Source organism: Streptomyces sp. JB150, from assembly GCF_011193355.1.
Classification (GTDB): domain Bacteria; phylum Actinomycetota; class Actinomycetes; order Streptomycetales; family Streptomycetaceae; genus Streptomyces.
In genome coordinates this window covers 1,627,867-1,650,926 of the sequence record NZ_CP049780.1, presented here as the reverse complement: position 1 = coordinate 1,650,926, position 23,060 = coordinate 1,627,867, and the positions used below count along the sequence as shown (strand labels likewise).

Sequence of the window (23,060 nt, the reverse complement as noted above, 5' to 3'; positions counted from 1 at the left end):
CTGGCGCGGCACCCGACACGGCGGGGGCGGGGAGACCCCCGCCCGGCCCCCGGTTCAGCCCCCGCCCAGCGCCACCCGCAGCGCCCCCAGCAACCGGTCCACCGTCCCCCGGTCCCGCACCGCGACCCGCAGCCACTCCTCACCCAGCCCCGGGAACGTGTCCCCGCGCCGCAGCGCGAAGCCCAGCTCCCGCAGCCGGTGCCGTACGGCCGCTGCTCCGGGCAGGCGGACCAGCACGAAAGGCCCCTCCGCGGGGGACACCACCCGCACCCCGGCCTCCTCGAACGAGCCCAGCCCGGCCACCAGATACGCCCGGTCCGCCGCGATCCGGTGCGCCGCGTGCGCCGCCTCCGCCAGCGCCCGCGGCGCCACACACGCCTCGGCCGCCGCCAGCGCGGGCGTGGACACCGGCCACAACGGCTGCGCCCGCTCCAGCTCGGCGACGGTCTCCGGCGCGGCGAGCACGTACCCGATCCGCAGCCCCGCCAGCCCCCACGTCTTCGTCAGACTGCGCAGGACCACCAGGCCGGGCACGTCCGTCCGCCCGGCCAGCGCCTCCCGCTCGCCGGGCACCGCGTCCATGAACGCCTCGTCCACGACGAGCGTCCGCCCGGGACGGGCCAGCGTGGCGATCGCGGCGGCCGGGTGCAGCACCGACGTCGGGTTGGTCGGGTTGCCGATCACCACGAGGTCGGCGTCCTCCGGGACGAGCCCCGGATCCAGCCGGAACCCGTCCTCCTCGCGCAGCAGCACCCGGTCCACCGTGTGGCCCGCGTCCCGCAGCGCCGCCTCCGGCTCGGTGAACTGCGGGTGCACGACCACCGGCCGGCGCACCTTCAGCGCGCGCGCCAGCAGCACGAACGCCTCCGCCGCACCCGCCGTCAGCAGCACCCGCTCCGCCGGCAGCCCGTGCCGCGCGGCGACGGCCGCCCGCGCGGCCCGCCCGTCGGGGTAGGCGGCGAGCCCGTCGAGCGAGCCGGCGATCACCTCCCGCAGCCACGCCGGGGGAGTGCCGGACCGTACGTTCACCGCCAGGTCGGTGAGGGCGGAGCCGTCGTCGCGGACCTCCGCGTCACCGTGATGACGCAGATCGTGCCCGTCGTCAGTGCGCATGGGTGTGTGCGTGCCCCCCGTGATGGTGATGCCCGTGTCCGTGGCCGTGCCCGTGGTGGTGGCCGTCGTCGTCGGGGTGGTAGTGCGGCTGCTGGGGCATGCCCACCTTGTCCTCGAAGCCGGGCAGCGCGATCCGGTACACGCACGAGTCGCAGTTCATCCGCAGGTCGCCCTTCAGGGCCTCCTGGTACCGCTCCATCACCAGGTCCAGCAGCTCCGGCTCCGGCCCGATGACGTCGGCCGAGCGCACCTCGATCTCCGGGTGCGCCGCCGCCCAGCCCTCGGTCTGCTGCCGCACCCGGTCCGGCAGGATGCCGGTGAACAGGAAGTACGGCAGCACGACGATCCGCTTCGCGCCCAGCTTCGCGCACCGGTCCAGCCCGCTCGGCACGTCCGGCGCGGCCAGCGACACGAACGCCGTCTCCACCCCGGCGTACCCGCGCCCCTCCCACAGCAGCCGCGCCGCCTTGTGCACCTCGGCGTTGGCGTCGGGGTCCGTCGAACCGCGCCCGACCAGCAGCACGGTGACGTCCGCGCGGTCCTCGGGGGTGCGGGCCGTGCCGCCCAGCGCCTCGTCCAGCCGCCGCTCCAGCACGGACAGCAGCGCCGGGTGCGGGCCGAGCGGACGGCCGTACGTGTACGAGATGCCGGGGTGGCGCTCCTTCTCGCGGGCCAGCGCGGCCGGGATGTCACCCTTGGCGTGCCCGGCGGACACCAGCATCAGCGGCACCGCCGCGAACCGGCGCACGCCCCGCTCCACCAGCTCGGTCACGGCCTCGCCGAGCGGCGGCGGGGACAGCTCGATGAAGCCGCCCGCGACGGGCAGGTCCGGGTTGCGGCGCCCCAGCTCCCGGACGAAGTCGCGGAACGCCTCGGCTCCGGCGTCGTCCCGGGTGCCGTGGCCGGCGATGAGCAGGGCGGGCGGCGGGGTGGTCACGATGTCTCCTCGGAGTACGAAGTCGGGTGGTACAGCAGGGCGTTGAGCGCGGCGGCGGCGACCGCAGACCCGCCCTTCTCGGACACGTTGCTCACGGCGGGCAGCCCGCTCTCGCGCAACGCGGCCTTGGACTCGGCCGCGCCGACGAAACCGACCGGCAGACCGATGACGAGCGCCGGATCGGCGTCCAGCGTGAGCAGTTCCTCCAGGGCGGTCGGCGCGCAGCCGATCACCCACAGCGCGCCCGGCCCGACCTGCTCGTAGGCCAGCCGCACGGCGTGCGCGGAACGGGTGAGGCCCGGACCGGCCTTCGCGTCCTTCAGCCGGCAGACCGTCTCCCGCCGGGTGATGCCGGCGGCGACCATCTCGACGTCCACGACGACGGGCGCCCCGGCGTGCAGCGCGGCGTACGCCTTCTCCAGCGCGGCCTCGTCCATGACCAGGTCGTCGGCGTAGTCGAGGTCGGCGGCGGAGTGGATGACCCGCTCCACCACCGCGCGGGTCAGCGGCGGGAAGTGCGAGGTGTCCAGGCGGGCGCGCAGCCGCCGGAAGGACTCCCGCTCGATGGGGTGGACGACGCGGTTCACTTCGGGTCCTCCTGCGATGCCTGCCAGCGGTAGCCGCGCGGCGTCACCATGCGGCCCGCGATCGCGCGGGTGGCGGTGTTGCCCACCGTCACGACCGTCATCATGTCGACCGTCGCGGGGTCCAGCTCCGCCAGCGTGGTGAGCCGGCTGGACTCGTCGGCCCGCGACGCGTTGCGCACGACACCGACCGGCGTGGCCGGGTCCCGGTGCTCGGCGAGGATCGCGAGCGCCTTCGGCAGCTGCCAGTCACGGCCGCGCGAGCGCGGGTTGTAGAAGGTCACGACGATGTCCGCCGCGGCCGCCGCCCGCACCCGCCGCTCGATGACCTCCCACGGCGTGTGCAGGTCGGACAGGCTGATCGAGACGTGGTCGTGGCCGAGCGGCGCGCCCAGGATCGCCGCCGCCGCGAGCGCCGCGGTCACGCCCGGCACCCCGACCACGTCGATGTCGTCGGACGCCTCGGCGAGAGCGGGGGAGGCCATCGCGTACACGCCCGCGTCCCCGCTGCCGATCAGCGCGACCGCCTGCCCCTTGCGGGCCTCGGCGACCGCCGTGCGCGCCCGCTCCTCCTCCGCGCCCAGCCCGGACTCCAGAATTCGGGTGCCGGGCCGCAGCAGGTCGCGGATCTGGTCGACGTACTGGTCCAGTCCGACCAGCACCGACGCCCGCTCCAGCTCGGCCTTCGCGCGGGGCGTGAGCAGGTCGCGGGCGCCCGGCCCGAGCCCGACCACCGCGAGCCGCCCGCGCCCGGGCCGCCGGACGACCGCGCAGGTCGCCATCGCCGGGCTGGCCGCCGACTTGCGCTTGGGGACGAGGAGTTCACCGCCGCGCACCAGCGCCGCCGCCTCCGCCACTGACGGCGTGCCCACGGCGGCCAGCGGCGCGTCGGACGGGTTGGGAACCTCCACCGCGGCCAGTTCCTCGGCGGGGTACGTCACCAGCGGCACGCCCAGCCGGGCGGCGGCGCCGACGATGCCGGGCTCCTCCGCCTTGGCGTCCACGGTGGCCAGCTCCGCGACACTGCGCGCGGACAGCCCCGCGTCCCGCAGCGCCTCCTCGACCAGCCCCAGCACCTCCTCGACGGGCGCGCCCTTCGAGGCGCCCACCCCGACGACGAGGGTCGGCGGACGCAGCACGGCCTCCCGCGCGGCGGGCTCGACCAGCCGGTCCGTCACCCGGACCGCGTACGGCCCGTCCTCGGCGACCGGCAGCGGCGGCAGCGGCCACGCCACCTCCGTGCGCAGCGCCACCGGCTCCCCGTCGAGCAGCGCCCGCGACACCGCCGCGACCTCGCCCTCCACGGGCAGCCCGAGCGTGTCGAGGCCCGCGATGCCGACGGCGTCGGTCGCCGTCGTCACCACCGGCTCCGCGCCCAGCACCGAACCGACCGCGCGGGCCAGCTCGTTGGCGCCGCCGCCGTGCCCGCCGACCAGCGACACGGCGTACCGCCCGCCCTCGTCGACGCACACCACACCCGGGTCGGACGCCTTGTCGTCCAGCAGCGGCGCGAGCAGCCGGACGACCGCACCCGTAGCGAGGAAGCACACCAGCTGCTCGCACTCGGCGAACGCCCGCCGCACGGCGTCCTTGACGGGTCCGTCGTACACGCGCGTACGGTCCGGCCACGCCGCGGCCAGCCGGTCCCGCGCCGCCGCTCCCGCCGCGGTGGCGGAAATGAGGCCGATCACTGGGCAACTCCCTCTTCGATCACGGGGTTTCTGACACCCCACAGCAGAAAAACCGGATTGGTCGCCGCGAGCCGGGTCACGTCCCCGGGCAGCGGCGCGAGCCGGGACGACTGGAGCAGCACCCCGTCGCAGGAGAACCCGGCGCTCGTCAGGGCCTCCCGCGCGGCCGGCACCCGGTCCAGCGCGGCCATGGCGACGACCACCGTGCGCCGCGCGCGCCGCGCGCACGCGGTGACGACGGCGGGCAGTTCACGCCCCCCGCCGCCGACGAACACCGCGTCCGGGTCGTCGTCGAGACCGGACAGCGCGTCCGGCGCCGCCCCGTGCACCACCCGCACGTCCACACCGTGCGCGGCGGCGTTGGCGCGGATCCGCTCCACCCCGTCCGCCGCCTTCTCCACGGCGACCACCGCCGCGCCCAGCCGCGCGCACTCCACGGCCACCGAGCCGGAGCCCGCGCCCACGTCCCACACCAGGTCGCCGAGGCGGGGGCCCAACCGGGCCAGGGCCAGCGCCCGCACCTCGAACTTGGTGATCATCGAGTCGCGGTGGGCGAACGCGTCCTCCTGAAGCGCCCATCCGGCGGGCCGTACGGCCGGACCGGCCACCGTGCGCACCGCGCCCAGCGCCCGCCTCGGATCGAGGGACAGCACGACACTGACCGCCGTACCCCAGTCCCGGGCCGCCGCCTCGGCGGGCGTCACCCGCTCCACCCGCTCCCGCTCCGGATCGCCCAGCGCGGACGCGACGACCAGTACCCGCCCGGTGTCCCGCAGCGCCGCGCCCAGCTCGGCGGGCCCGGCTCCCGGCCCGGTCAGCACCGCCACCTTCGGGTGCGCCCGGCACACGTTCACCGCCGTGCGCGGCTCCCGCCCGTGCGCGCTGACCACCACCGCGTCCTCCCACGGCAGTCCCACCCGCGCGAACGCGGCGGCCACCGAGGACACCCCGGCCCGCACGTCCAGCCGCTCGGGCCCGAACCGCTCGACCAGCGCCCGCACGATCCCGAAGAACCCGGGATCGCCCGAGGCCAGCACCACCACGGGCCGGTCCTTCTCGACGTACGGCTCCATGGCGTCCAGCGCGGGCGCCAGCGGCCCGAGCACGATCCGCTCGGCGCCCTCCGGCAGCCGTACGGCGTCCAGGTGGCGCCGCCCGCCGACGACCAGCTCCGCCCCGGCCACCGCCTCCCGCGGCGCGGGCGCCCCGGTGCCCGTGCCGACCACGGTGATCACTGCTGGGCACCCCGCGCGCGCAGCGCCTTGCGGGCCTCCGGGTCGGCCTTGCGGTACCCGTGGAAGTGCCCCGGGTGGTACAGGTGCGAGCGGGTGCCGTGCGCGTCGAGGGCCGGGCCGACCAGGAACAGCGTGTGCTTCCACAGCTTGTGCTCCTTGACCGTCTCCTCCAGCGTGCCGATCGTGCACTTCACGACCAGCTCCTCCGGCCACGTCGCCTGGTACGCCACGACCACCGGCGTCGTCGTCGGATAGCCGCCCTCCAGCAGCTCCCGCACCAGCTGCCCGCTGCGCGCCGCCGACAGGAAGATGGCCATGGTGGTGCCGTGCCTGGCGAACTCGCGGACCTCCTCGCCGGGCGGCATCGGCGTCTTGCCGCCGCCCAGCCGGGTCAGCACCACCGACTGCGCCACCTCCGGGATGGTCAGCTCCCGCTGCGCCAGCGCGGCCACCGCGGAGAACGACGACACGCCCGGCACGATCTCCGTGGCGATGCCGATCTCGTGGCAGCGGTCCAGCTGCTCCTGGGTGCCGCCCCACAGGGCGGGGTCGCCGGAGTGGATGCGGGCCACCCTCAGCCCCTCGGCGTGCGCCCGCCGGTAGACGGCGACCACGTCCTCCAGCGACATCGTCGCCGAGTCCAGGACCTCCGCGTCCTTCCGGGCGTGCTCCAGCACCTCCGCCTGGACCAGGCTCGCCGCCCAGATCACGATGTCGGCCTCGGCGATCGCGCGCGCGGCGCGGAACGTCAGCAGGTCGGCGGCGCCGGGGCCGGCACCGACGAAGGTCACCTTGCCGGCGGGGGTGTCGGCCATGGGGTCGGTTCCTCTCGTACAGGAGTTGTCGTGGCAGTTGTCGCGGGAGCTGTCGCGCAAGGTGTCGCGGGGGTGTCGCAGGACGTGTCGAACGGGTGCGGGCGACGCGGGTTCACCGCGGGCCGGGTCGTACGTGCGCGACCCGCCGCCGATCCGGTAGCAAGGGCACATGGCGGTGCTCGTCGCGCTCGGCGCGTTCCTGATGACGCTGGCCGGCGGCTGGACGGCGCAGCGTGTGACCGACCGCCGCCACCTGGTGCTGGGCCTGGCCGGCGGCCTGATGCTGGGCGTCGTCGGCCTCGACCTGCTGCCGGAGGCGCTGACCGCGGCGGGCACCGAGGTGCACGGCGTCCCGGCGGCCCTGCTGCTCTTCGTGGCCGGTTTCCTCGTAGCCCATCTGGTGGAACGTCTGCTGGCCGCCCGGCAGGCCGCGCACGGCGCGGAGGAACACGATGGGCGGACCCCCGAGGTCGGTCTGACCGCCGCCGCCGCGATGGTCGGCCACAGCGCGATGGACGGCGTCGCCATCGGCGCCGCCTTCCAGGTCGGCCACGGCATGGGCGTCGCCGTCGCGCTCGCCGTCATCGCCCACGACTTCGCGGACGGCTTCAACACCTTCACGCTCGCGACCGTCTACGGCAACGCCCGCCGCCGCGCCGTCGCGATGCTGGTCGCGGACGCCGTCGCCCCCGTCGCCGGAGCCGCCTCCACGCTGCTGTTCAGCCTGCCCGAACCGCTGCTCGGCGGCTATCTCGGGTTCTTCGGCGGCGCGCTGCTGTATCTCGCGGCGGCCGAGATCCTGCCCGAGGCCCACCACGAGCACCCGGCCCGCTCGACCCTGCTGTGCACGGTCGCGGGCGCCGCGTTCATCTGGCTGGTGGTCGGCATCGCCGAGTGACGGCCCGCCCGGCCGGCGGCTCACAGTTTCCCGCCCCGTCCGCCGTCCCGCGGCGCGGGCGCGATCAGCGTCGACAGATACGGCAGCGGCGCCCCGTCCAGCTCGGCGGCCGGCCGGATCGACTCCTCCGGCAGCCCCAGCGCCGACCCCCACACGGCGCCCTGGAGCCGCCCGCTCTCGCGCAGCGCCTCGGCGACCTCGGCGGCCTGCCGCCCGAACTTGTACGCCACGACCGTCCCCGGCCCGTTCAGCGCGTCCTTCAGCACGGCCGCGCCCGCCGTCACCGGCACCAGCGTCAGCGGCTCGGTGCCCTCCGTCAGCACGGCACCCGAGCGCGCCGCGAGGTCCTGCATGGCGGTGATCCCGGGCACCGTCTCGACCACCGTGCCCGGCACCAGCGCGGCCACGGTCTGCGCGAGATACGTGAACGTCGAGTACACGTTCGGGTCCCCGATGGTCGCGAACGCCACCGCGCCCCGCGCCCGCAGCAGTTCCGCGACCCGCTCGCCGGCCGCGTCCCAGGCCGCCTCGCGCCGCCCCCGGTCGGTCCGCTCGTTCAGCGCGAACACCACCCGGACGACCTTGTCCTCGGGCACGTAGTGCAGCACGGTCGCCTCCGCGCGCCCGCGCTCGCCGGTGTCCATCACGGGCACCACCACGACCTCGGCGGCGCGCAGCGCGTTCACGCCCTTCACGGTCACCAGCTCCGGGTCGCCCGGACCGACCCCGACCCCGACCAGCCTGCTGCTCATGACGTCCGGCACCTCTCCACGAACCGACGGGCGACACCGGGCTCGGACGCCCAGTGCGTGTGCAGATAACTCGCGTGCACACCGCGCTGTACGAAACCTTCGACGCGCCGCACGGGCGCCCGCACCCCCCACGCCGGGGCGGCCCCCGCGCCGGGCTCGACGACCGTGCGGTGGAACTCGTGCCCCCGCATCCTGGTCCCGGCCGCCGCCAGCACACTGTCGCCGACGGCCACCGCGTCCCGGTAGCCCAGCGTCAGCCGCTCGCTCATCCGCGCGGAGGCGTCCAGCACCCCGCACATCGGCTGCCCGTCCAGCTCCCGGCACAGATACAGCAGCCCCGCGCACTCGGCGGCCACCGGCGCGCCCGAGCGCGCCAGCGCGCCGACCGCCTCGCGCAGCGGCTCGTTGGCGGCCAGCTCACCGGCGTACACCTCGGGGAACCCGCCGCCGATCACCAGCCCCGCCGTGCCCTCCGGCAGCGCCTCGTCCCGCAGCGGGTCGAACGGCACCACCTCGGCCCCGGCGGCGCTCAGCAGCTCGGCGTGCTCGGCGTAGGAGAACGTGAACGCCGCACCGCCGGCGACCGCGACCACGGGGCGGGTCCGGCCGGGGATCACCGGCGGTTCCCACTCCTCGCACGACAACGCGCCCGCACTGCGCGCCAGCCCCGCCAGCGCCTGAAGATCGCACCCCGCCTCGACCTGCGCGGCCATCGCCGCCACGGCCTCCACCGCGGCCGTACGCCGCTCGGCGACCGGCACCAGACCCAGGTGCCGCGACGGCGTGTCCACCTGCGGCGCCCGCCGCAGCACCCCCAGCACGGGCACCCCGGACGCGTCCAGCGCCTCCCGCAGCAGCGCCTCGTGCCGGTTCGAGCCGACCTTGTTGAGGATCACGCCCCCGATCCGCACCTCGGGATCCCAGGACGCGAAGCCGTGCACCAGCGCGGCCACCGACCGCGACTGCGACGAGGCGTCCACCACCAGCACCACCGGCGCCCGCAGCAGCTTCGCCACCTGCGCGGTGGACGCCAGCTCGCCCTCCCCGGCCGCCCCGTCGTACAGCCCCATCACGCCCTCGACGACCGCGAGGTCGCAGCCGCGCGCGCCGTGCGCGAACAGCGGCCCGATCAGCTCAGGACCGCACAGGTACGCGTCGAGGTTGCGCCCCACCCGCCCGGTCGCGAGCGCGTGGTAGCCGGGGTCGATGTAGTCCGGCCCGACCTTGTGCGGGGACACGGCGAGCCCCCGCGCGGCGAACGCGGCCATCAGCCCCGTGGCGACGGTGGTCTTGCCGCTCCCCGACGAGGGCGCGGCGACCACCAGCCGGGGGACGGACGAGGAGGGGTTCACCACTCGATGCCCCTCTGCCCCTTCTGCCCGACGTCCATGGGGTGCTTCACCTTGGACATGTCGGTCACGAGATCGGCGAAGTCGACCAGCTCCTGCGGGGCGTTGCGCCCGGTGATGACGACGTGCTGGGTGCCGGGGCGGTCCCGCAGCACCTGCACGACCTCGTCGGTGTCCACCCAGCCCCAGTGCATCGGGTACGCGAACTCGTCGAGCACGTACAGCCTGTATGTCTCGTTCGCCAGGTCCCGCTTGACCTGCTCCCAGCCCTCGCGGGCCTTCTCCTCGTTGTCCATCTGCGCGTCGCGCTGCACCCAGGACCAGCCCTCGCCCATCTTGTGCCAGGCGACGGTCCCGCCCTCGCCGGAGTCGCCGAGCACGCGCAGCGCCCGCTCCTCGCCGACCTTCCACTTCGCCGACTTGACGAACTGGAACACCCCGATCGGCCACCCCTGGTTCCAGGCGCGCAGCGCCAGCCCGAAGGCGGCCGTCGACTTGCCCTTGCCGACCCCGGTGTGCACGACCACCAGCGGCCGGTTGCGCCGCTGACGGGTCGTCAGACCGTCGTCGGGAATGACACTCGGCTGTCCCTGCGGCATTACGCGGCCCTCCTCGTCACGTCCTTCACCAGCCCGGCGATGCTGTCCGCGCGCAGCTCGTCCAGCGTCACCGCCGTACCGCCCAGCTCGGCGGCGAGCTGCCCCGCGAGCCCCAGCCGCACCGGCCCCGACTCGCAGTCCACGACCACCGACGCCACGCCCTCGGCCGCGAACAGCCGCGCGGCCCGCCCGGCCAGCGCCACCGGCTCCGGTCCGCCCGTCGCCCGCCCGTCCGTCACCACCACGACCAGCGGCCGGCGCGCGGCGTCCCGCAGCCGCTCCACGCGCAGCACGTCGTGCGCCTTCAGCAGCCCCGCCGCGAGCGGCGTACGGCCGCCCGTCGGCAGCGACTCCAGCCGCGCGGCGGCGGCGTCCACCGACGACGTGGGCGGCAGCGCGACCTCGGCGGACGTGCCGCGGAACGTCACCAGACCCACCTTGTCCCGCCGCTGGTAGGCGTCCAGCAGCAGCGACAGCACGGCACCCTTCACGGCGCTCATCCGCTGCCGGGCGGCCATCGAGCCGGAGGCGTCGACCACGAACAGCACGAGGTTGCCCTCACGCCCCTCACGGGTCGCCTGCCGCAGATCGTCCCGGCGGACCACCAGGCCCGGCCCCGACCGGCCGCGCGCCCGCTGATGCGGGGCAGCCGCCCGCACGGTCGCCGCCAGGTGAAGCTTGGTCAGCGCACCCTGGGGGCGCCGCGCGCCGGTCGTGCGCCCGTGCTCGGTCCGTGCCCGCGAGCGCCGCCCGGCCGCGCCCTCGCCGATGCCGGGCACGCTCAGCACGCGCGTCCGGAACGGCTCGGCCGCCCGCGCGGCGGACTGCTCACCCGCGCCCGACGGCTGCGGCTCGCCGCCCTCCCCGGCCTCGGGGCGCGCGGCGGTGTCACCGCCCTGCGGGCCGCTGTCGGGAGCGGGCTCCCCACCGCCCCCGCCGGGACCGTCCGGACCCGGATCGGGATCCTCGTCGTCCTCCCCGGAGAACTCCTCCAGGGTCTGGTCCAGCTTGTCCTCGTCGAGGCCCGGCGCGTCGAAGGGATTGCGCCGGCGCCGGTGCGGCAGCGCCAGCAGCGCCGCCTGCCGCACGTCCTCGGCGAGCACGTCCGTGCGGCCCGCCCACGCGGCCAGCGCCGTCGCCGTGCGCGCCATCACGATGTCGGCGCGCATCCCGTCCACCTCGAACGCCGCGCAGGTCGCCGCGATCTGCCGCAGCGCCCCGTCGCCGAGCCGCACCTGCGGCAGCAGCCGACGCGCCGCGACGATCCGCTGCCGTACGGCGGCCTCCTCGTCGGCCCAGCGCGCGGCGAAGGCGGCCGGGTCGTCCTCGTAGGCGAGCCGCCGGCGCACGACCTCCACCCGCTGCTCCGGCTCCCGCGAGGCGGCGACCTCCACGGTCAGCCCGAACCGGTCGAGCAGCTGCGGACGCAGCTCGCCCTCCTCCGGGTTCATCGTGCCGACGAGCAGGAAGCGCGCCGCGTGCCGCACGGACACGCCCTCGCGCTCCACGTACGACGCGCCCATCGCCGCCGCGTCCAGCAGCAGGTCGACCAGGTGGTCGTGGAGCAGGTTGACCTCGTCGACGTACAGGATCCCCCGGTGCGCGTCGGCGAGCAGGCCCGGCTCGAACGCCTTCACGCCCTCCGCGAGCGCCCGCTCGATGTCGAGGGCGCCAACGAGCCGGTCCTCGGAGGCGCCGACGGGGAGTTCGACCATCCGCGCGGGACGCGCCGTACCCGCGCCGGGCTCGTGCGGCCCGTCCGGGCAGCCGGGGTCCGGGGCGGCCGGGTCACAGGAGAACCGGCACCCGGGCACGACGGCGACCTCGGGCAGCAGCGCCGACAGGGCACGGACGGCCGTGCTCTTCGCGGTGCCCTTCTCGCCGCGCACCAGCACACCGCCGACCGCCGGGGACACGGCGTTCAGCAGCAGCGCGAGCCGCAGATCGTCCTGGCCGACCACGGCCGTGAAAGGAAAGGGGGTGGTCACCGGTCGCCCTCCAAGTCGCCTTCGAGCTCCAGATAGGTGGCGCGCAGCCGCTCCAGCGTGTCCGCGTCCGGCTCGGCCCACAGGCCCCGGTCCGCCGCCTCCAGCAGCCGCTCGGTGATGCCGCGCAGCGCCCACGGGTTGGACTGCTTCATGAAGTCCCGGTTCTCCGGGTCGAAGACGTACTCCGCGCTCAGCTTCTCGTACATCCAGTCGTCCACGACCCCGGCGGTGGCGTCGTAGCCGAACAGGTAGTCCACGGTCGCCGCCATCTCGAAGGCGCCCTTGTAGCCGTGCCGGCGCATGGCCGCCATCCAGCGCGGGTTGACCACGCGGGCGCGGAAGACCCGGTGGGTCTCCTCGCCCAGCGTCCGCGTCTTCACCTGGTCCGGGGTGGCCGAGTCGCCCACGTACGCCTCGGGGTTGGCGCCCGTCAGGTGCCGGACCATGGCGACCATGCCGCCGTGGTACTGGAAGTAGTCGTCCGCGTCGACCAGGTCGTGCTCGCGGGTGTCCACGTTCTTCGCGGCGACCGCGATCCGCCGGAACGCCGTCTCCATGTCCCCGCGCGCCGCCCGCCCGTCGAACCCGCGCCCGTAGGCGTAGCCGCCCCAGACGGCGTACACCTCGGCGAGGTCCGCGTCGGAGCGCCAGTTCCGCGCGTCGATCAGCGGCAGCAGACCGGCGCCGTACGCGCCCGGCTTGGAGCCGAAGATACGGGCCGTGGCGCGCCGCCGGTCGCCGTGTCCGGCGGTGTCCTCGTCCACGTGCGCGCGCACGTAGTTGGACTCGGCGGGCTCGTCCAACTCGGCCACCGCCCGCACCGCGTCGTCGATCAGCCCCACCACGTGCGGGAACGCGTCCCGGAAGAAGCCGGAGATGCGCACCGTGACGTCGATGCGGGGCCGGCCCAGCTCCGTCAGGGGGATGACCTCGAAGCCGGTCACGCGCCGGGACGCCTCGTCCCACACCGGGCGGCAGCCCAGCAGCGCCAGGATCTCGGCGATGTCGTCGCCCTGGGTGCGCATGGCCGAGGTGCCCCAGACCGTCAGGCCCACGGACTTCGGGTACTCCCCGTTGTCCGCGAGGTAGCGCTGCACCAGCGAGTCCGCCAGCGACTGCCCGACCTCCCAGCTGAGCCGGGACGGGATCGCCTTGGGGTCGACGGAGTAGAAGTTGCGGCCGGTCGGCAGGACGTTGACCAGGCCGCGGGTCGGGGAGCCGGACGGGCCCGCGGGAACGTAACCGCCGTCCAGTGCCCGGAGGATGTGGCCGATCTCGTCCGTCGTGCGGGCGAGGCGCGGCACGACCTCCGTGCAGGCGAACTCCAGCACGGCGACGGCGTCGGGCAGTTCCGTGCCGAGCACGTCCCGGACGAGAGCGGTGCTCTCGGAGACGTCCCAGCCGCGCTCCTCCATGCCCTCCGCGATCCGCTGGCACAGCTGCTCCAGCAGGTCGATCGCGTCCGAGGCCGTCCGCGCGGGACCGTCCACCAGGTCCGTCAGCTCCACCGGCACCTTCACCGGCGCGCCCGGCTCGGCCAGCAGCTCCTTCTCGTCCAGCCCGAAGTGCGCCGCGAGCGCGGCCCGCAGGCCCGGCAGCGCGTTCGCCTGCCCGCCCCACACCTGCGAGGCGCGCAGCACGGCGAGCACCAGGTTCACGCGCGGCTCGCCGACCGGGCCGCCGCCGAGGATGTGCAGGCCGTCGCGGATCTGCACGTCCTTGATCTCGCACAGATAGCCGTCGATGTGCATGACGAACTCGTCGAACTCGTCGTCGTCCGGCTGCTCGTCCACGTGCAGGTCGTGGTGGAGCTCGGCGGCCTTGACGAGGGTCCAGATCTGCGCGCGGACCGCCGGGGCCTTCGCCGGGTCCAGGTCGGAGACCAGCGCGTACTCGTCGAGCAGCTGCTCCAGCTTCGCCAGGTCGCCGTAGGTGTCGGCGCGGGCCATCGGCGGCACCAGGTGGTCGACCACCGTGGCGTGGCCGCGCCGCTTGGCCTGGGTGCCCTCGCCGGGGTCGTTGACGATGAACGGGTACACCAGCGGCAGGTCGCCGAGGACGGCGTCCGGCGCGCAGCCGCCGCTCAGGCCGAGGCCCTTGCCCGGCAGCCACTCCATCGTGCCGTGCTTGCCCATGTGCACGATCGCGTCCGCGCCGAAGCTGTTCTCCAGCCAGCGGTAGGCCGCCAGGTAGTGGTGCGACGGCGGCATGTCCGGGTCGTGGTAGATCGCGATCGGGTTCTCGCCGAAGCCGCGCGGCGGCTGGATCATCACGATGACGTTCCCGAACCGCAGGGACGCCAGCACGATGTCGTCGCCGTCGACGTACAGGGAGCCCGGCGGCTCGCCCCACGCCTCCCGCATGGCCTCGCGCAGCTGAGGGTCCAGCTTCTCGAACCACGCCCGGTAGTCGGCGAGCGGCACCCGCGCGGGCGCGGCGGCCAGCTGCTCCTCGGTCAGCCACTCCACGTCGTGGCCGCCGGCCTCGATGAGGCGGTGGATCAGCTCGTCGCCGTTGTCGGGGTACCCCTCGACCGCGTAACCGGCGTCGCGCAGGGCGTCCAGGACCCGGACCGCCGACGCGGGCGTGTCGAGGCCGACCGCGTTGCCGACCCGCGAGTGCTTGGTCGGGTACGCGGTGAAGACCAGCGCGATCCGCTTGTCCGCGTTCGGCTTGTGCCGCAGCCGGGCGTGGCGTACGGCGATCCCGGCCACCCGCGCGGCCCGCTCGGGGTCGGCGACGTACACGGGCACGTCGTCCGCGCCCTGCTCCTTGAAGGAGAAGGGCACGGTGATCAGACGGCCGTCGAACTCGGGGATCGCGACCTGCATCGCCGCGTCCATCGGGGACAGCGCCGCGTCGGACTCCTCCCACGCGGCCCGCGAGGAGGTCAGGCAGAGCCCTTGCAGCACCGGGATGTTCAGCTCGGCGAGCGCGCCCACGTCCCAGGACTCCTCGTCGCCGCCCGCCGAGGCCTGCGAGGCGTGGGTGCCGCCCGCGGCGAGCACGGTCGCGACCAGGGCGTCGGCCCGCCCGAGGATCTCGTACAGGCCGGGGTCCGCGCCGCGCAGCGAACCGCAGTACACGGGCAGGGCGTTGGCCCCCTGCGCCTCGATCGCGTCGCAGAGGGTGTCGACGAAGGCGGTGTTGCCGCTCAGTTCGTGGGCCCGGTAGAAGAGCACGCCGACGGTCGGGCGGCCCTCGGCGAGCGGACGCTCGCCGCGCACGCCGTACTCCGGCATCCGCTGCGGCGGCGCGAAGCCCTCGCCGGTCAGCAGCACCGTGTCGGACAGGAACCGGGCGAGTTCGGTGAGGTTGGCGGGCCCGCCCTCGACCAGGTACTTCAGCGCCTCGGCCACCACACCGGCGGGCACCGACGACTCGGCCATCAGCTCCGCGTCCGGCACCGCCTCGCCGCCCAGCAGCACGGTCGGGATGCCGGAGGCCTTCAGCGCCGCGAGCCCGTCCTCCCAGGCGCGCTTGCCGCCGAGCAGCCGTACGACGGCGATGTCGGAGCCGTCGAGCAGCGCCGGCAGGTCCTCGGCGACGTCGACGCGCGTCGGGTTGCCGATCCGGTAGGGCGCGCCGGAGGCACGGGCCGCCAGCAGATCGGTGTCGGCGGTCGACAACAACAACACAGTGCCAGTGTCAGTGCTCATGCGGGCGCTCCCGGGGGGATGAAGGGCAGTCCTTGCGGCGCACCGGACTCGATGAGCCGCCACAGCGCGTCCGTGTCCGCGTGCTGTTCGATCAGGTCGCCGAGCCGGTCGAGCTGTTCCTCGCGCAGCGCGGCGAAGGAGGTGTCCGGGGCCGGCACGAAGCGGCGGCCCGCGGCGGCGGCCACCTCGCGCAGGAAGGCGCGGCGGAAGCCGTCCGACTCCAGGGAGCCGTGCCAGTGGGTGCCCCAGGTCTGGCCGACCCGGCAGCCGTCCAGGAAGGGTTCGCCGCCGAGGATCTCAGCGACGCCGTGGTGGATCTCGTAGCCCGCCACCCGCTCGCCGAGGGCTTCCCCGCTCGGCCGGGTGAGGGTCTTCTCGCGGGCGAACCGCACCCGCACGGGCAGGATCCCGAGCCCGTCGACGTGGCCGCGGCGGCTCTCGACGTCGTCCTCGATGTGCTCGCCGAGCAGCTGGAAGCCGCCGCAGATGCCGAGGACGGGCCGGTGCTCGGCCGCTCTGCGCAGCAGCGCGTCCGCCAGCCCGCGCTCGCGCAGCCACTCCAGGGCGCGCACGGTGCCGCGCGTGCCCGGCACGACCACCAGGTCCGCGTCCGCCAGTTCCTCGGGCCGGTCCACGAACCGCACCACGACACCGGGTTCGGCGGCGAGCGCGTCCACGTCGGTGAAGTTGGACATGAGCGGGATCGCGCACACGGCGACCCGCAGCACGTCCTCGCCGACCGGCGGCGCGGTGTTCGACTCGCGCACGGTGCCGCGCAGCGAGACGCGCAGTCCGTCCTCCTCGTCGATGCCCAGGCCGTGCCGGAACGGCAGCACGCCGTACGTCCGCCGCCCGGTCAGGCCGTGGAGCATGTCCAGGCCGGGCTCCAGCAGGGAGACGTCCCCGCGGAACTTGTTGACGAGGAACCCGGCGACCAGCTCCTGGTCCTCGCGCGACAGCAGGGCGACGGTCCCGAAGAAGGAGGCGAACACACCGCCCCGGTCGATGTCGCCGACGACGAGCACGGGCAGCCCGGCACCCCGCGCGATGCCCATGTTGACGATGTCGGTCCGCCGCAGATTGATCTCGGCGGGCGAACCGGCCCCCTCACAGATCACCGCGTCATACGTGCCCCGCAGTTCGGCGAGACAGTCCAGCACCGTGCCGAGCAGCTGCTGCTGCCGCCCGCCGTGATAGCCGCGCGCGCTCAGCTCGCCCACCGGCTTGCCCAGCAGCACCACCTGGCTGCTCTGCTCGCCACCGGGCTTGAGCAGCACGGGGTTCATCAGCGCGGTCGGCTCGACCCGGCAGGCCTGCGCCTGCATGGCCTGCGCCCGGCCGATCTCGGCTCCCTCGCGCGTGACGAAGGAGTTGAGGGACATGTTCTGCGCCTTGAACGGCGCGACCTTGACCCCCTGCCGCACCAGCCACCGGCAGATCCCGGCCGTGACGACGCTCTTGCCGGCGTCGGAGGTGGTACCGGCGACGAGGAGACCGCCGTTCATCGCTTACGCCCCTTCCCGATGAGGCGTGCGCCCGCGCACACGCCGAGCGCCAGCCAGCTCACCCGCCGGGAGAGCCGTACGGCCCGCCGGATGTCGGTGACCTGGACGGCGCGCCCCTGTCCGTTCAGCACCGGCCGGTGCTCCACGCGCCCCCCGTACGACAACGTGCCGCCCAGCCGCACCCCGAGCGCCCCCGCGAACGAGGCCTCCACGGGCCCGGCGTTGGGGCTCGGATGCCGATGGGCGTCGGCCCGCCACGCGCGTACGGCACCGCGCGGATCGTCACCCGACAGCGCGGCGAGCACGGCGGTCAGCCGCGCCCCCGGCCACCCGGCGACGTCGTCGAGGCGGGCGGAGGCCCAGCCGTAGCGCCGGTAGCGGGGCGACTTGTGACCGACCATGGCGTCCAGGGTGTTGACGGCCCGGAACCCGAGCAGTCCGGGCACGCCCGCGACGGCACCCCACACCAGGGCGCCCACGACGGCGTCGGAGGTGTTCTCGGCGACCGACTCGACGACCGCGCGGGCGATGCCGTCGGCGTCCAGCGCCTGCGGATCGCGCCCGCACAGATGCGGCAGCCGGGCGCGGGCGGCCTCGACATCGCCCGCCTCCAGCGCCCGCCCGATCGCGGTGGCCTCGCGCGCGAGCGACGTCCCGCCGACGACGGCCCAGGTGGCGACGGAGGTCAGCGCGACGGAGGCGGCGGGGGAGGACCGTACGGCACGGGCGGCCAGAGCCCCGACGGCGAGGGCGCCACCGGCGCACACCGCGGTGTGCAGGGCGCCCCGGCCCCGGTCGTCCCGGTACAGGACACGCTCGACGGCGGCCGCGGCCCGCCCGAACGCGGCGACCGGATGCCCGCGGCGCGGATCGCCGAGGAGCAGATCACCGAGAAGACCGGCGGCGGCGCCGTACGCGTGGACGCGATCGGCACGCATGGGACTCAGCCGGCCGCGGGGACGGGCAGGAGCCTTCTGGAGTTCCTCGATCGGCAGCCGAGCATCGCGTTATGTCCTCACTCAGGGTGTCCACGCCCTGGTTCGACGAGACCGGCGGTGAGAGTTCCTGGCTCCCGGGGCCGTTCCTCCCCGGTCACAGTGGCGGGACCGCGCCGGATTCGCACCGGGCTTCCTCTCCTGCCGCCGTACATGGCTCCGGCAGTCCACCACGGGGCCGGAACAGCCGTCAACTTGCCGTTGACCTGCGAGGGGGGAGTGTGCAGAACCCCACATGACCGGTCCCCGCCCCAGGCTCCTCCCCGTGCGGGTGGCCTTCCGTGAAGCCGGTTGCGGGGGACGCGGGGGCGATGGTGTTCGCTCCACGAGGACGCACGGTCGTCACCGAACTGGACGACTGCTCCAGCGCTGGGATGTGGACACCGGCGAGCGCCCGGCACCGGCCGTCGAGCCGGCCGGACCCGTGTGGCTGGGGACGCTGGCGGACGACGGAACCCTGCTGACCCGGGCCCTGGGCGACAACGGACTCACCCTGTGGCGGTCCGGGGACACGAAGGAGCCCTACTTCACCCCCTTCACCGCCGAACCGGAGGACCTCCGGCTGACGGCCGACCGCCTCACCGTCCACCAGGCCGACTCCCGGCCGGCCATCCCCCTGGACCCCGGTACCTGGCACGACACCCTGTGCCGCCGCTGGACCTCGTACACCCCGGAGGAACCCGCGCATCCTCCGCGACGCGGGAGCGGTCACGGACTCGCCCTGCCCCTGACGGGACCGGAAACAGGGACGGGTGACGGGGACGGGTGACCGGGCCGGAAACGGCGATGGGCGGTGCGGGGAACCTCGTCCCCGCACCGCCCGTCGCCGTGCCGTGTTGGTGCTGCCGTACGTGTCGCCGTGTGCGGGAGCGCGGCGGCTCAGGCCACGATCAGGTAGATCCCGTACGCCACCGCCGCCGCGCACGCCGCGAAGCACGCGTACGCGCCGGTGACCGCGAGGGCGGCCGTGCCGCCCCGCTCCGCCGCCCGCTCGCGGCGGGAGAGGCCGGTGATGCCGAGGGTGAAGAGGGCCACGAGGGCCACGGTGACCACGAGGCTCACGCCGAAGACGGAACCGAGGGCCGCCCAGTCGATCTTCATGCTGCTGATTCCTTACGTACCTGGGTGCGCGGGGCTCAGACCGCGGCCTGGGTGGGCTTCGGGTCCGGGTCGGTGGCCCCGGCGGGGGCCGGGATGGTGGCGGCCAGCTCCTCGGCCACGGCCGCGGTGGGCGGCGGGGTCACGGCGGCCATGGCGGTGGTGACCACGCCGGGCGACTCCGCCTCGTCGGTGTCGTCCACGTCGTTGACGTTGGTGTGGTCGACGATCTCGCGCCGGGAGATCTTCCAGATGGCGAAGCTGGAGGTCACCAGGAAGACGGCGACGAGCGCGGTGCCCCAGTCACCGAAGTTCGTCACCCACTCGGCGAGCGCGCCGACCAGCGCGGCGGCCGGCAGGGTCAGACCCCAGGCGACGAACATGCGGGTCGCGGTGGACCAGCGGACCACACCGCCCTTGCGGCCGAGACCGGCGCCCATCACCGCACCGGAGACCGAGTGCGTGGTGGAGAGGGAGAAGCCGAGGTGGGAGGAGGCCAGGATGACCGTCGCGGCGCTGGTCTGCGCGGCGAAGCCCTGCTGCGGCTGGAGGTCGGTGAGGCCCTTGCCCATGGTGCGGATGATGCGCCAGCCGCCGAGGTAGGTGCCGAGGGCGATGGCGATGCCCGCGGAGAGGATGACCCACATGGGCGGGTCGGAGTCGGGGGCGAGGGTGCCGCCGGCGACCAGGGCGAGGGTGATGATGCCCATGGTCTTCTGGGCGTCGTTGGTGCCGTGGGCGAGGGAGACCAGGCCCGCGGAGGCGATCTGCCCGGCCCGGTAGCCCTTGGCGGAGGCCTGGCCGTCGGCCTTCTTGCCGAGCGTGTAGGTCAGCCGCGTCGCGATCATCGCGGCGATGCCGGCCACCAGCGGGGCGGCGATCGCGGGGATGAGCACCTTGGTGACGAGGACGTCGCCGTGGACGGCGCCGAAGCCCGCCGAGGCGACGGTGGCGCCGATGAGGCCGCCCATCAGGGCGTGCGAGGAGGAGGACGGGAGTCCCACCAGCCAGGTCAGCAGGTTCCACAGGATGGCGCCGACCAGTGCCGCGAAGATGACCTCGGGACGAATGCCGCTCTCGTCGACCAGGCCCTTGGAGATGGTGTTGGCGACTTCCACCGAGAGGAAGGCGCCGACGAGGTTGAGGACGGCGGACATGGCCACCGCGATCTTCGGCTTGAGCGCACCGGTCGAGATGGTGGTGGCCATCGCGTTGGCGGTGTCGTGGAAACCGTTCGTGAAATCGAACGCGAGAGCGGTTATCACCACAATCGCGAGGATCAGCGAGATGCCTTCCATTTACCCAGGCAATCGTTCGAGGTCGTTGGCTGGTCGAACGTAGGTAACCCAGGTGAACGAAAGGTGAACTGGGAAGGGCGTCACGGTGTCACTGAAGGGGGACCGTGGTTCCGCCGTCGATTCGTCGGCGGAACGATCAGCTCCCCTGGGCCCCCGAGGCCTTGCGCCGCACGGCCGCCGGGCGGCCGGCGCCCCTGAGGGGAGCCCTTTCGCGGATCCCCTCGGCCGGTCCGCGGGCCCGCCGAAGAGATTCTTGTCACCCGCAGGTCGCCGCCTTCCTCTTCTCCTTGTCCACTGTCGCTGCCGCTGCCACCGTCGGCTTTCGGCCTGCCGTGCCCCGGCCGGGCGCCCGCCCCGCCTCCGCCTGGCAGGATCGCGCCATGGCTGAGCAGCGAGAGGACCGGCGGGACGGACGAGGCGGCCACGAGGGCGCACCGGAGGGCGCGACCGAGGGCGTGCGGGAGGGGGCGCGGCCGCGGGGGAGCGGCGCGGGCGAGGAGGAGGCCCGCGCCTGGGACGTGCTGGTCGCGACGGCCCGGCGGACCGTCGCCGACGGGCTGGTCGTCGGCACCTCCGGCAACGTGTCCGTACGGACCGGGGACATCGTCCTGGTCACACCGTCGGGCGTGCCCTACGACCGGCTGACACCCGCCGACCTCACCGCCGTCGACCTCGACGGCCGGCAGGTCCGCGGCACCCTCGTCCCGACCAGCGAACTGCCCATGCACCTCGCCGTCTACCGCCACACCGACGCCCGCGCCGTCGTCCACACCCACGCGGTCCACGCGACGGCCGTCTCCACCCTCGTTGCCGAGCTGCCCCTGATCCACTACATGGCCGCCGCGCTCGGGGGACCCGTCCGCGTCGCCCCGTATGCCACCTACGGCACCGAGGAGCTGGCCGAGAACATGCTCCGCGCCCTCGACGGCCGCTCCGGCTGCCTCCTCCAGAACCACGGCACGATCACCTACGGCGCCACCCTCGACCAGGCCTACGACCGCACCGCCCAGCTGGAGTGGATGTGCCGTCTCTGGCTCACCGCCTCCTCCGTGGCGGGCCTGACCCCGACCCTGCTGTCGGAAGGCCGGCTCGACGAGGTCGCGCAACGACTGAGGGGCTACGGACAGCGGAGCTGACACCGGCGCCACGGCGGGTGGGGCGTGACGGCGGGTGGGGCGTGGCGGCGGGTGGGGCGTGGCGGCGGGTGGGGCGTGACGGCGGGTGGGGCGTGGCGGCGGGCGCGCAGGTACGGCGTGGCGTCGGCACGGCTGCGGGTACGGCACGGCCGCGGCCGCCGCGTGACAGCGCGAGCCGGCCGGGCGCTCCCGGCGGTGGAACGGCCACGCCCGTCACCCGGAACCCGCCGCCCACTGGCCCTGCGCCCTCCGCGCCCGGACACTGGACCCGTGCGCCCTGTCAAAGCGACGGCCGCTGCCGTCACCGCCCTGACAGTCGCCGGTGCCGCCGCGGTGGCCGCCGGCCGGTTCGCCAGCGACGCCGCGCTCAAGGCGCCGCCGGGCCGCCCGCTGCCCACCGAACCCCGGCTCACCGTGCACGGCACGGCCGCCGGGCAGATCACCCTCACCCGCCACCTCGCCTCCCTGCGCCCCGGCACCTACGGCCTGGCCGGCGACGGGACGCACGCGGTCGTCGGCCCCCTCCTGGACGCCACCCCGCACCCCGCCGACACCGTCGTACGACGGCTGCACCGCGTCACCCACGGCACCCTGGAGCCCGGCGACAAGGTCTGGCTGACCCCGAACGCGTACGTCGGCGACCCGCACTCCGCCCTCGGCCTCGACCACGCCGACGTGGACATCCCCGGCGAGCTGGGAGGCCTGCCCGCCTGGTTCGTGCCCGGCGACCGGGACACCTGGGTCATCACCGTGCACGGCCTCGGCGCCACCCGGGAACACCCCATGAACGTCATGGAGTTCCTGCACCGCCATCGCTTCCCGGTCCTCGACGTCGCCTACCGCGGCGACCTCGGCGCGCCCCGGCCCGCCGACGGCCTGAGCCACCTCGGCGAGAGCGAGTGGCGCGACCTGGACGCCGCGATCCGCTACGCCACCCGCTACGGCGCCGCACGCGTCGTCCTGCACGGCTGGTCCACCGGCGCCACCATGGCCCTGCGCGCCGCCGCCCACTCCGCCGTCCGCGACCGGATCGCCGGGCTCGTCCTGGACTCCCCGGTGCTGCACTGGGAGTCCACCCTGCGCGCCCTGGCCTCAGCGCGCCGCACCCCGGGCGCCCTCCTGCCGCTCGCGGTGCGCGCCGCCCAGGGGCGCACCGGCCTGCTCGGCGACCGCGCCGGCGACGCCGCGCGGGCCGACGGCCTCACGATCCCGGTGCTGATCTTCCACGGCCCGGACGACGCGGTGGCCCCCTGGGAGTTCTCCCGGCGGTTCGCCGCGCGCCGCCCCGGCCTGGTCACCCTCCAGACGGTCCCGCGCGCCCCGCACGGCGCCATGTGGAACGCCGACCCCACGGCCTACGAGGAAGCCCTCCGCCGCTTCCTCACCCCCCTGATGTGAGACCGCCGCC

General features: G+C 74.9%; 19 protein-coding genes and 1 riboswitch. Of the genes, 4 read left to right on the top strand and 15 right to left on the bottom strand.

From position 1 onward, the window contains the following. Positions 1-54: 54 nt before the first annotated feature. Genes cobC through cobM form a run of 6 tightly spaced genes read right to left on the bottom strand, consistent with a single transcriptional unit; the run spans position 55 to position 6,375 of the window. The gene (cobC, locus tag G7Z13_RS07795; RefSeq protein WP_165997287.1) at positions 55-1,113 is read right to left on the bottom strand and encodes an Rv2231c family pyridoxal phosphate-dependent protein CobC; all 1,059 of its coding nucleotides are present in this window, start codon (positions 1,111-1,113) and stop codon (positions 55-57) included. Then, positions 1,103-2,050, bottom strand: a complete 948-nt coding sequence (locus G7Z13_RS07790) for a sirohydrochlorin chelatase (protein WP_165997285.1) — start codon at positions 2,048-2,050, stop codon at positions 1,103-1,105. Before G7Z13_RS07790 ends, cobC begins: the two co-directional genes overlap by 11 nt. Next, positions 2,047-2,637, bottom strand: coding sequence for a precorrin-8X methylmutase (locus G7Z13_RS07785; RefSeq protein ID WP_165997283.1), 591 nt, complete (start codon positions 2,635-2,637; stop codon positions 2,047-2,049). Before G7Z13_RS07785 ends, G7Z13_RS07790 begins: the two co-directional genes overlap by 4 nt. Further along, the gene (gene cobJ / locus G7Z13_RS07780; RefSeq protein WP_165997281.1) at positions 2,634-4,325 is read right to left on the bottom strand and encodes a precorrin-3B C(17)-methyltransferase; all 1,692 of its coding nucleotides are present in this window, start codon (positions 4,323-4,325) and stop codon (positions 2,634-2,636) included. Before cobJ ends, G7Z13_RS07785 begins: the two co-directional genes overlap by 4 nt. After that, the gene (gene cbiE, locus G7Z13_RS07775) at positions 4,322-5,560 is read right to left on the bottom strand and encodes a precorrin-6y C5,15-methyltransferase (decarboxylating) subunit CbiE (protein WP_165997280.1); all 1,239 of its coding nucleotides are present in this window, start codon (positions 5,558-5,560) and stop codon (positions 4,322-4,324) included. Before cbiE ends, cobJ begins: the two co-directional genes overlap by 4 nt. Further along, positions 5,557-6,375 (bottom strand): precorrin-4 C(11)-methyltransferase, encoded by an 819-nt coding sequence (gene cobM, locus G7Z13_RS07770; protein WP_165997278.1) that lies wholly within the window; start codon positions 6,373-6,375, stop codon positions 5,557-5,559. Before cobM ends, cbiE begins: the two co-directional genes overlap by 4 nt. A gap of 169 nt (positions 6,376-6,544) precedes the next feature. Here cobM and G7Z13_RS07765 point away from each other — a divergent pair, with 169 nt between their 5' ends. Beyond that, positions 6,545-7,273 carry a ZIP family metal transporter gene (locus G7Z13_RS07765; RefSeq protein ID WP_165997277.1) on the top strand — a complete coding sequence of 243 codons (729 nt, stop codon included), beginning with the start codon at positions 6,545-6,547 and terminating at the stop codon, positions 7,271-7,273. Positions 7,274-7,293: 20 nt separating this feature from the next. Here G7Z13_RS07765 and cobI read toward each other — a convergent pair whose 3' ends face one another. From cobI to G7Z13_RS07730, 7 genes are read right to left on the bottom strand one after another with little or no spacing between them, the layout of a single operon-like run. Further along, entirely contained in the window at positions 7,294-8,025 is a 732-nt protein-coding gene (gene cobI / locus G7Z13_RS07760) for a precorrin-2 C(20)-methyltransferase (protein WP_165997275.1), read from the bottom strand. Next, entirely contained in the window at positions 8,022-9,377 is a 1,356-nt protein-coding gene (locus tag G7Z13_RS07755) for a cobyrinate a,c-diamide synthase (protein ID WP_166004749.1), read from the bottom strand. Before G7Z13_RS07755 ends, cobI begins: the two co-directional genes overlap by 4 nt. Next, on the bottom strand, positions 9,374-9,973 hold the full coding sequence (cobO, locus tag G7Z13_RS07750) for a cob(I)yrinic acid a,c-diamide adenosyltransferase (protein ID WP_165997273.1): 600 nt from the start codon (positions 9,971-9,973) through the stop codon (positions 9,374-9,376). Before cobO ends, G7Z13_RS07755 begins: the two co-directional genes overlap by 4 nt. Continuing rightward, positions 9,973-11,961, bottom strand: coding sequence for a putative cobaltochelatase (locus G7Z13_RS07745; protein WP_165997271.1), 1,989 nt, complete (start codon positions 11,959-11,961; stop codon positions 9,973-9,975). The genes cobO and G7Z13_RS07745 overlap by 1 nt, the downstream gene beginning before the upstream one ends. Continuing rightward, positions 11,958-15,620, bottom strand: a complete 3,663-nt coding sequence (cobN, locus tag G7Z13_RS07740) for a cobaltochelatase subunit CobN (RefSeq protein WP_240926143.1) — start codon at positions 15,618-15,620, stop codon at positions 11,958-11,960. The genes G7Z13_RS07745 and cobN overlap by 4 nt, the downstream gene beginning before the upstream one ends. Continuing rightward, positions 15,617-17,125 carry a cobyric acid synthase gene (locus tag G7Z13_RS07735; protein ID WP_165997270.1) on the bottom strand — a complete coding sequence of 503 codons (1,509 nt, stop codon included), beginning with the start codon at positions 17,123-17,125 and terminating at the stop codon, positions 15,617-15,619. The genes cobN and G7Z13_RS07735 overlap by 4 nt, the downstream gene beginning before the upstream one ends. Beyond that, on the bottom strand, positions 17,122-18,063 hold the full coding sequence (locus tag G7Z13_RS07730; protein ID WP_165997268.1) for a cobalamin biosynthesis protein: 942 nt from the start codon (positions 18,061-18,063) through the stop codon (positions 17,122-17,124). Before G7Z13_RS07730 ends, G7Z13_RS07735 begins: the two co-directional genes overlap by 4 nt. A 121-nt stretch (positions 18,064-18,184) precedes the next feature. Beyond that, positions 18,185-18,260: riboswitch (cobalamin riboswitch) on the bottom strand. Positions 18,261-18,496: 236 nt separating this feature from the next. Between G7Z13_RS07730 and G7Z13_RS07725 the strand changes: the two genes are divergently transcribed. Beyond that, entirely contained in the window at positions 18,497-18,889 is a 393-nt protein-coding gene (locus G7Z13_RS07725) for a hypothetical protein (protein WP_165997267.1), read from the top strand. Between the two features lie 110 nt (positions 18,890-18,999). On the opposite strand, the gene G7Z13_RS07720 is transcribed toward G7Z13_RS07725, so the two are convergent. Both G7Z13_RS07720 and G7Z13_RS07715 read right to left on the bottom strand, forming a co-directional pair. Continuing rightward, positions 19,000-19,221, bottom strand: a complete 222-nt coding sequence (locus G7Z13_RS07720) for a hypothetical protein (protein ID WP_165997265.1) — start codon at positions 19,219-19,221, stop codon at positions 19,000-19,002. Positions 19,222-19,256: 35 nt separating this feature from the next. After that, on the bottom strand, positions 19,257-20,516 hold the full coding sequence (locus tag G7Z13_RS07715; RefSeq protein ID WP_165997260.1) for an inorganic phosphate transporter: 1,260 nt from the start codon (positions 20,514-20,516) through the stop codon (positions 19,257-19,259). 380 nt (positions 20,517-20,896) lie between these two features. Between G7Z13_RS07715 and G7Z13_RS07710 the strand changes: the two genes are divergently transcribed. After that, positions 20,897-21,652 carry a class II aldolase/adducin family protein gene (locus G7Z13_RS07710; protein WP_165997258.1) on the top strand — a complete coding sequence of 252 codons (756 nt, stop codon included), beginning with the start codon at positions 20,897-20,899 and terminating at the stop codon, positions 21,650-21,652. A 270-nt stretch (positions 21,653-21,922) separates the two neighbouring features. Next, complete coding sequence (locus tag G7Z13_RS07705; protein ID WP_165997257.1) at positions 21,923-23,050, top strand: alpha/beta fold hydrolase; 1,128 nt, start codon at positions 21,923-21,925, stop codon at positions 23,048-23,050. The last annotated feature ends 10 nt before the right edge of the window (positions 23,051-23,060 follow it).

Coding starts and splice junctions, on each gene's coding strand:
- cobC (WP_165997287.1), bottom strand. CDS start 1,113: ATGCGCACTGACGACGGGCACGATCTGCGTCATCACGGTGACGCGGAG.
- cobM (WP_165997278.1), bottom strand. CDS start 6,375: ATGGCCGACACCCCCGCCGGCAAGGTGACCTTCGTCGGTGCCGGCCCC.
- G7Z13_RS07765 (WP_165997277.1), top strand. CDS start 6,545: ATGGCGGTGCTCGTCGCGCTCGGCGCGTTCCTGATGACGCTGGCCGGC.
- cobI (WP_165997275.1), bottom strand. CDS start 8,025: ATGAGCAGCAGGCTGGTCGGGGTCGGGGTCGGTCCGGGCGACCCGGAG.
- cobO (WP_165997273.1), bottom strand. CDS start 9,973: ATGCCGCAGGGACAGCCGAGTGTCATTCCCGACGACGGTCTGACGACC.
- cobN (WP_240926143.1), bottom strand. CDS start 15,620: ATGAGCACTGACACTGGCACTGTGTTGTTGTTGTCGACCGCCGACACC.
- G7Z13_RS07735 (WP_165997270.1), bottom strand. CDS start 17,125: ATGAACGGCGGTCTCCTCGTCGCCGGTACCACCTCCGACGCCGGCAAG.
- G7Z13_RS07730 (WP_165997268.1), bottom strand. CDS start 18,063: ATGCGTGCCGATCGCGTCCACGCGTACGGCGCCGCCGCCGGTCTTCTC.
- G7Z13_RS07720 (WP_165997265.1), bottom strand. CDS start 19,221: ATGAAGATCGACTGGGCGGCCCTCGGTTCCGTCTTCGGCGTGAGCCTC.
- G7Z13_RS07715 (WP_165997260.1), bottom strand. CDS start 20,516: ATGGAAGGCATCTCGCTGATCCTCGCGATTGTGGTGATAACCGCTCTC.
- G7Z13_RS07710 (WP_165997258.1), top strand. CDS start 20,897: ATGGCTGAGCAGCGAGAGGACCGGCGGGACGGACGAGGCGGCCACGAG.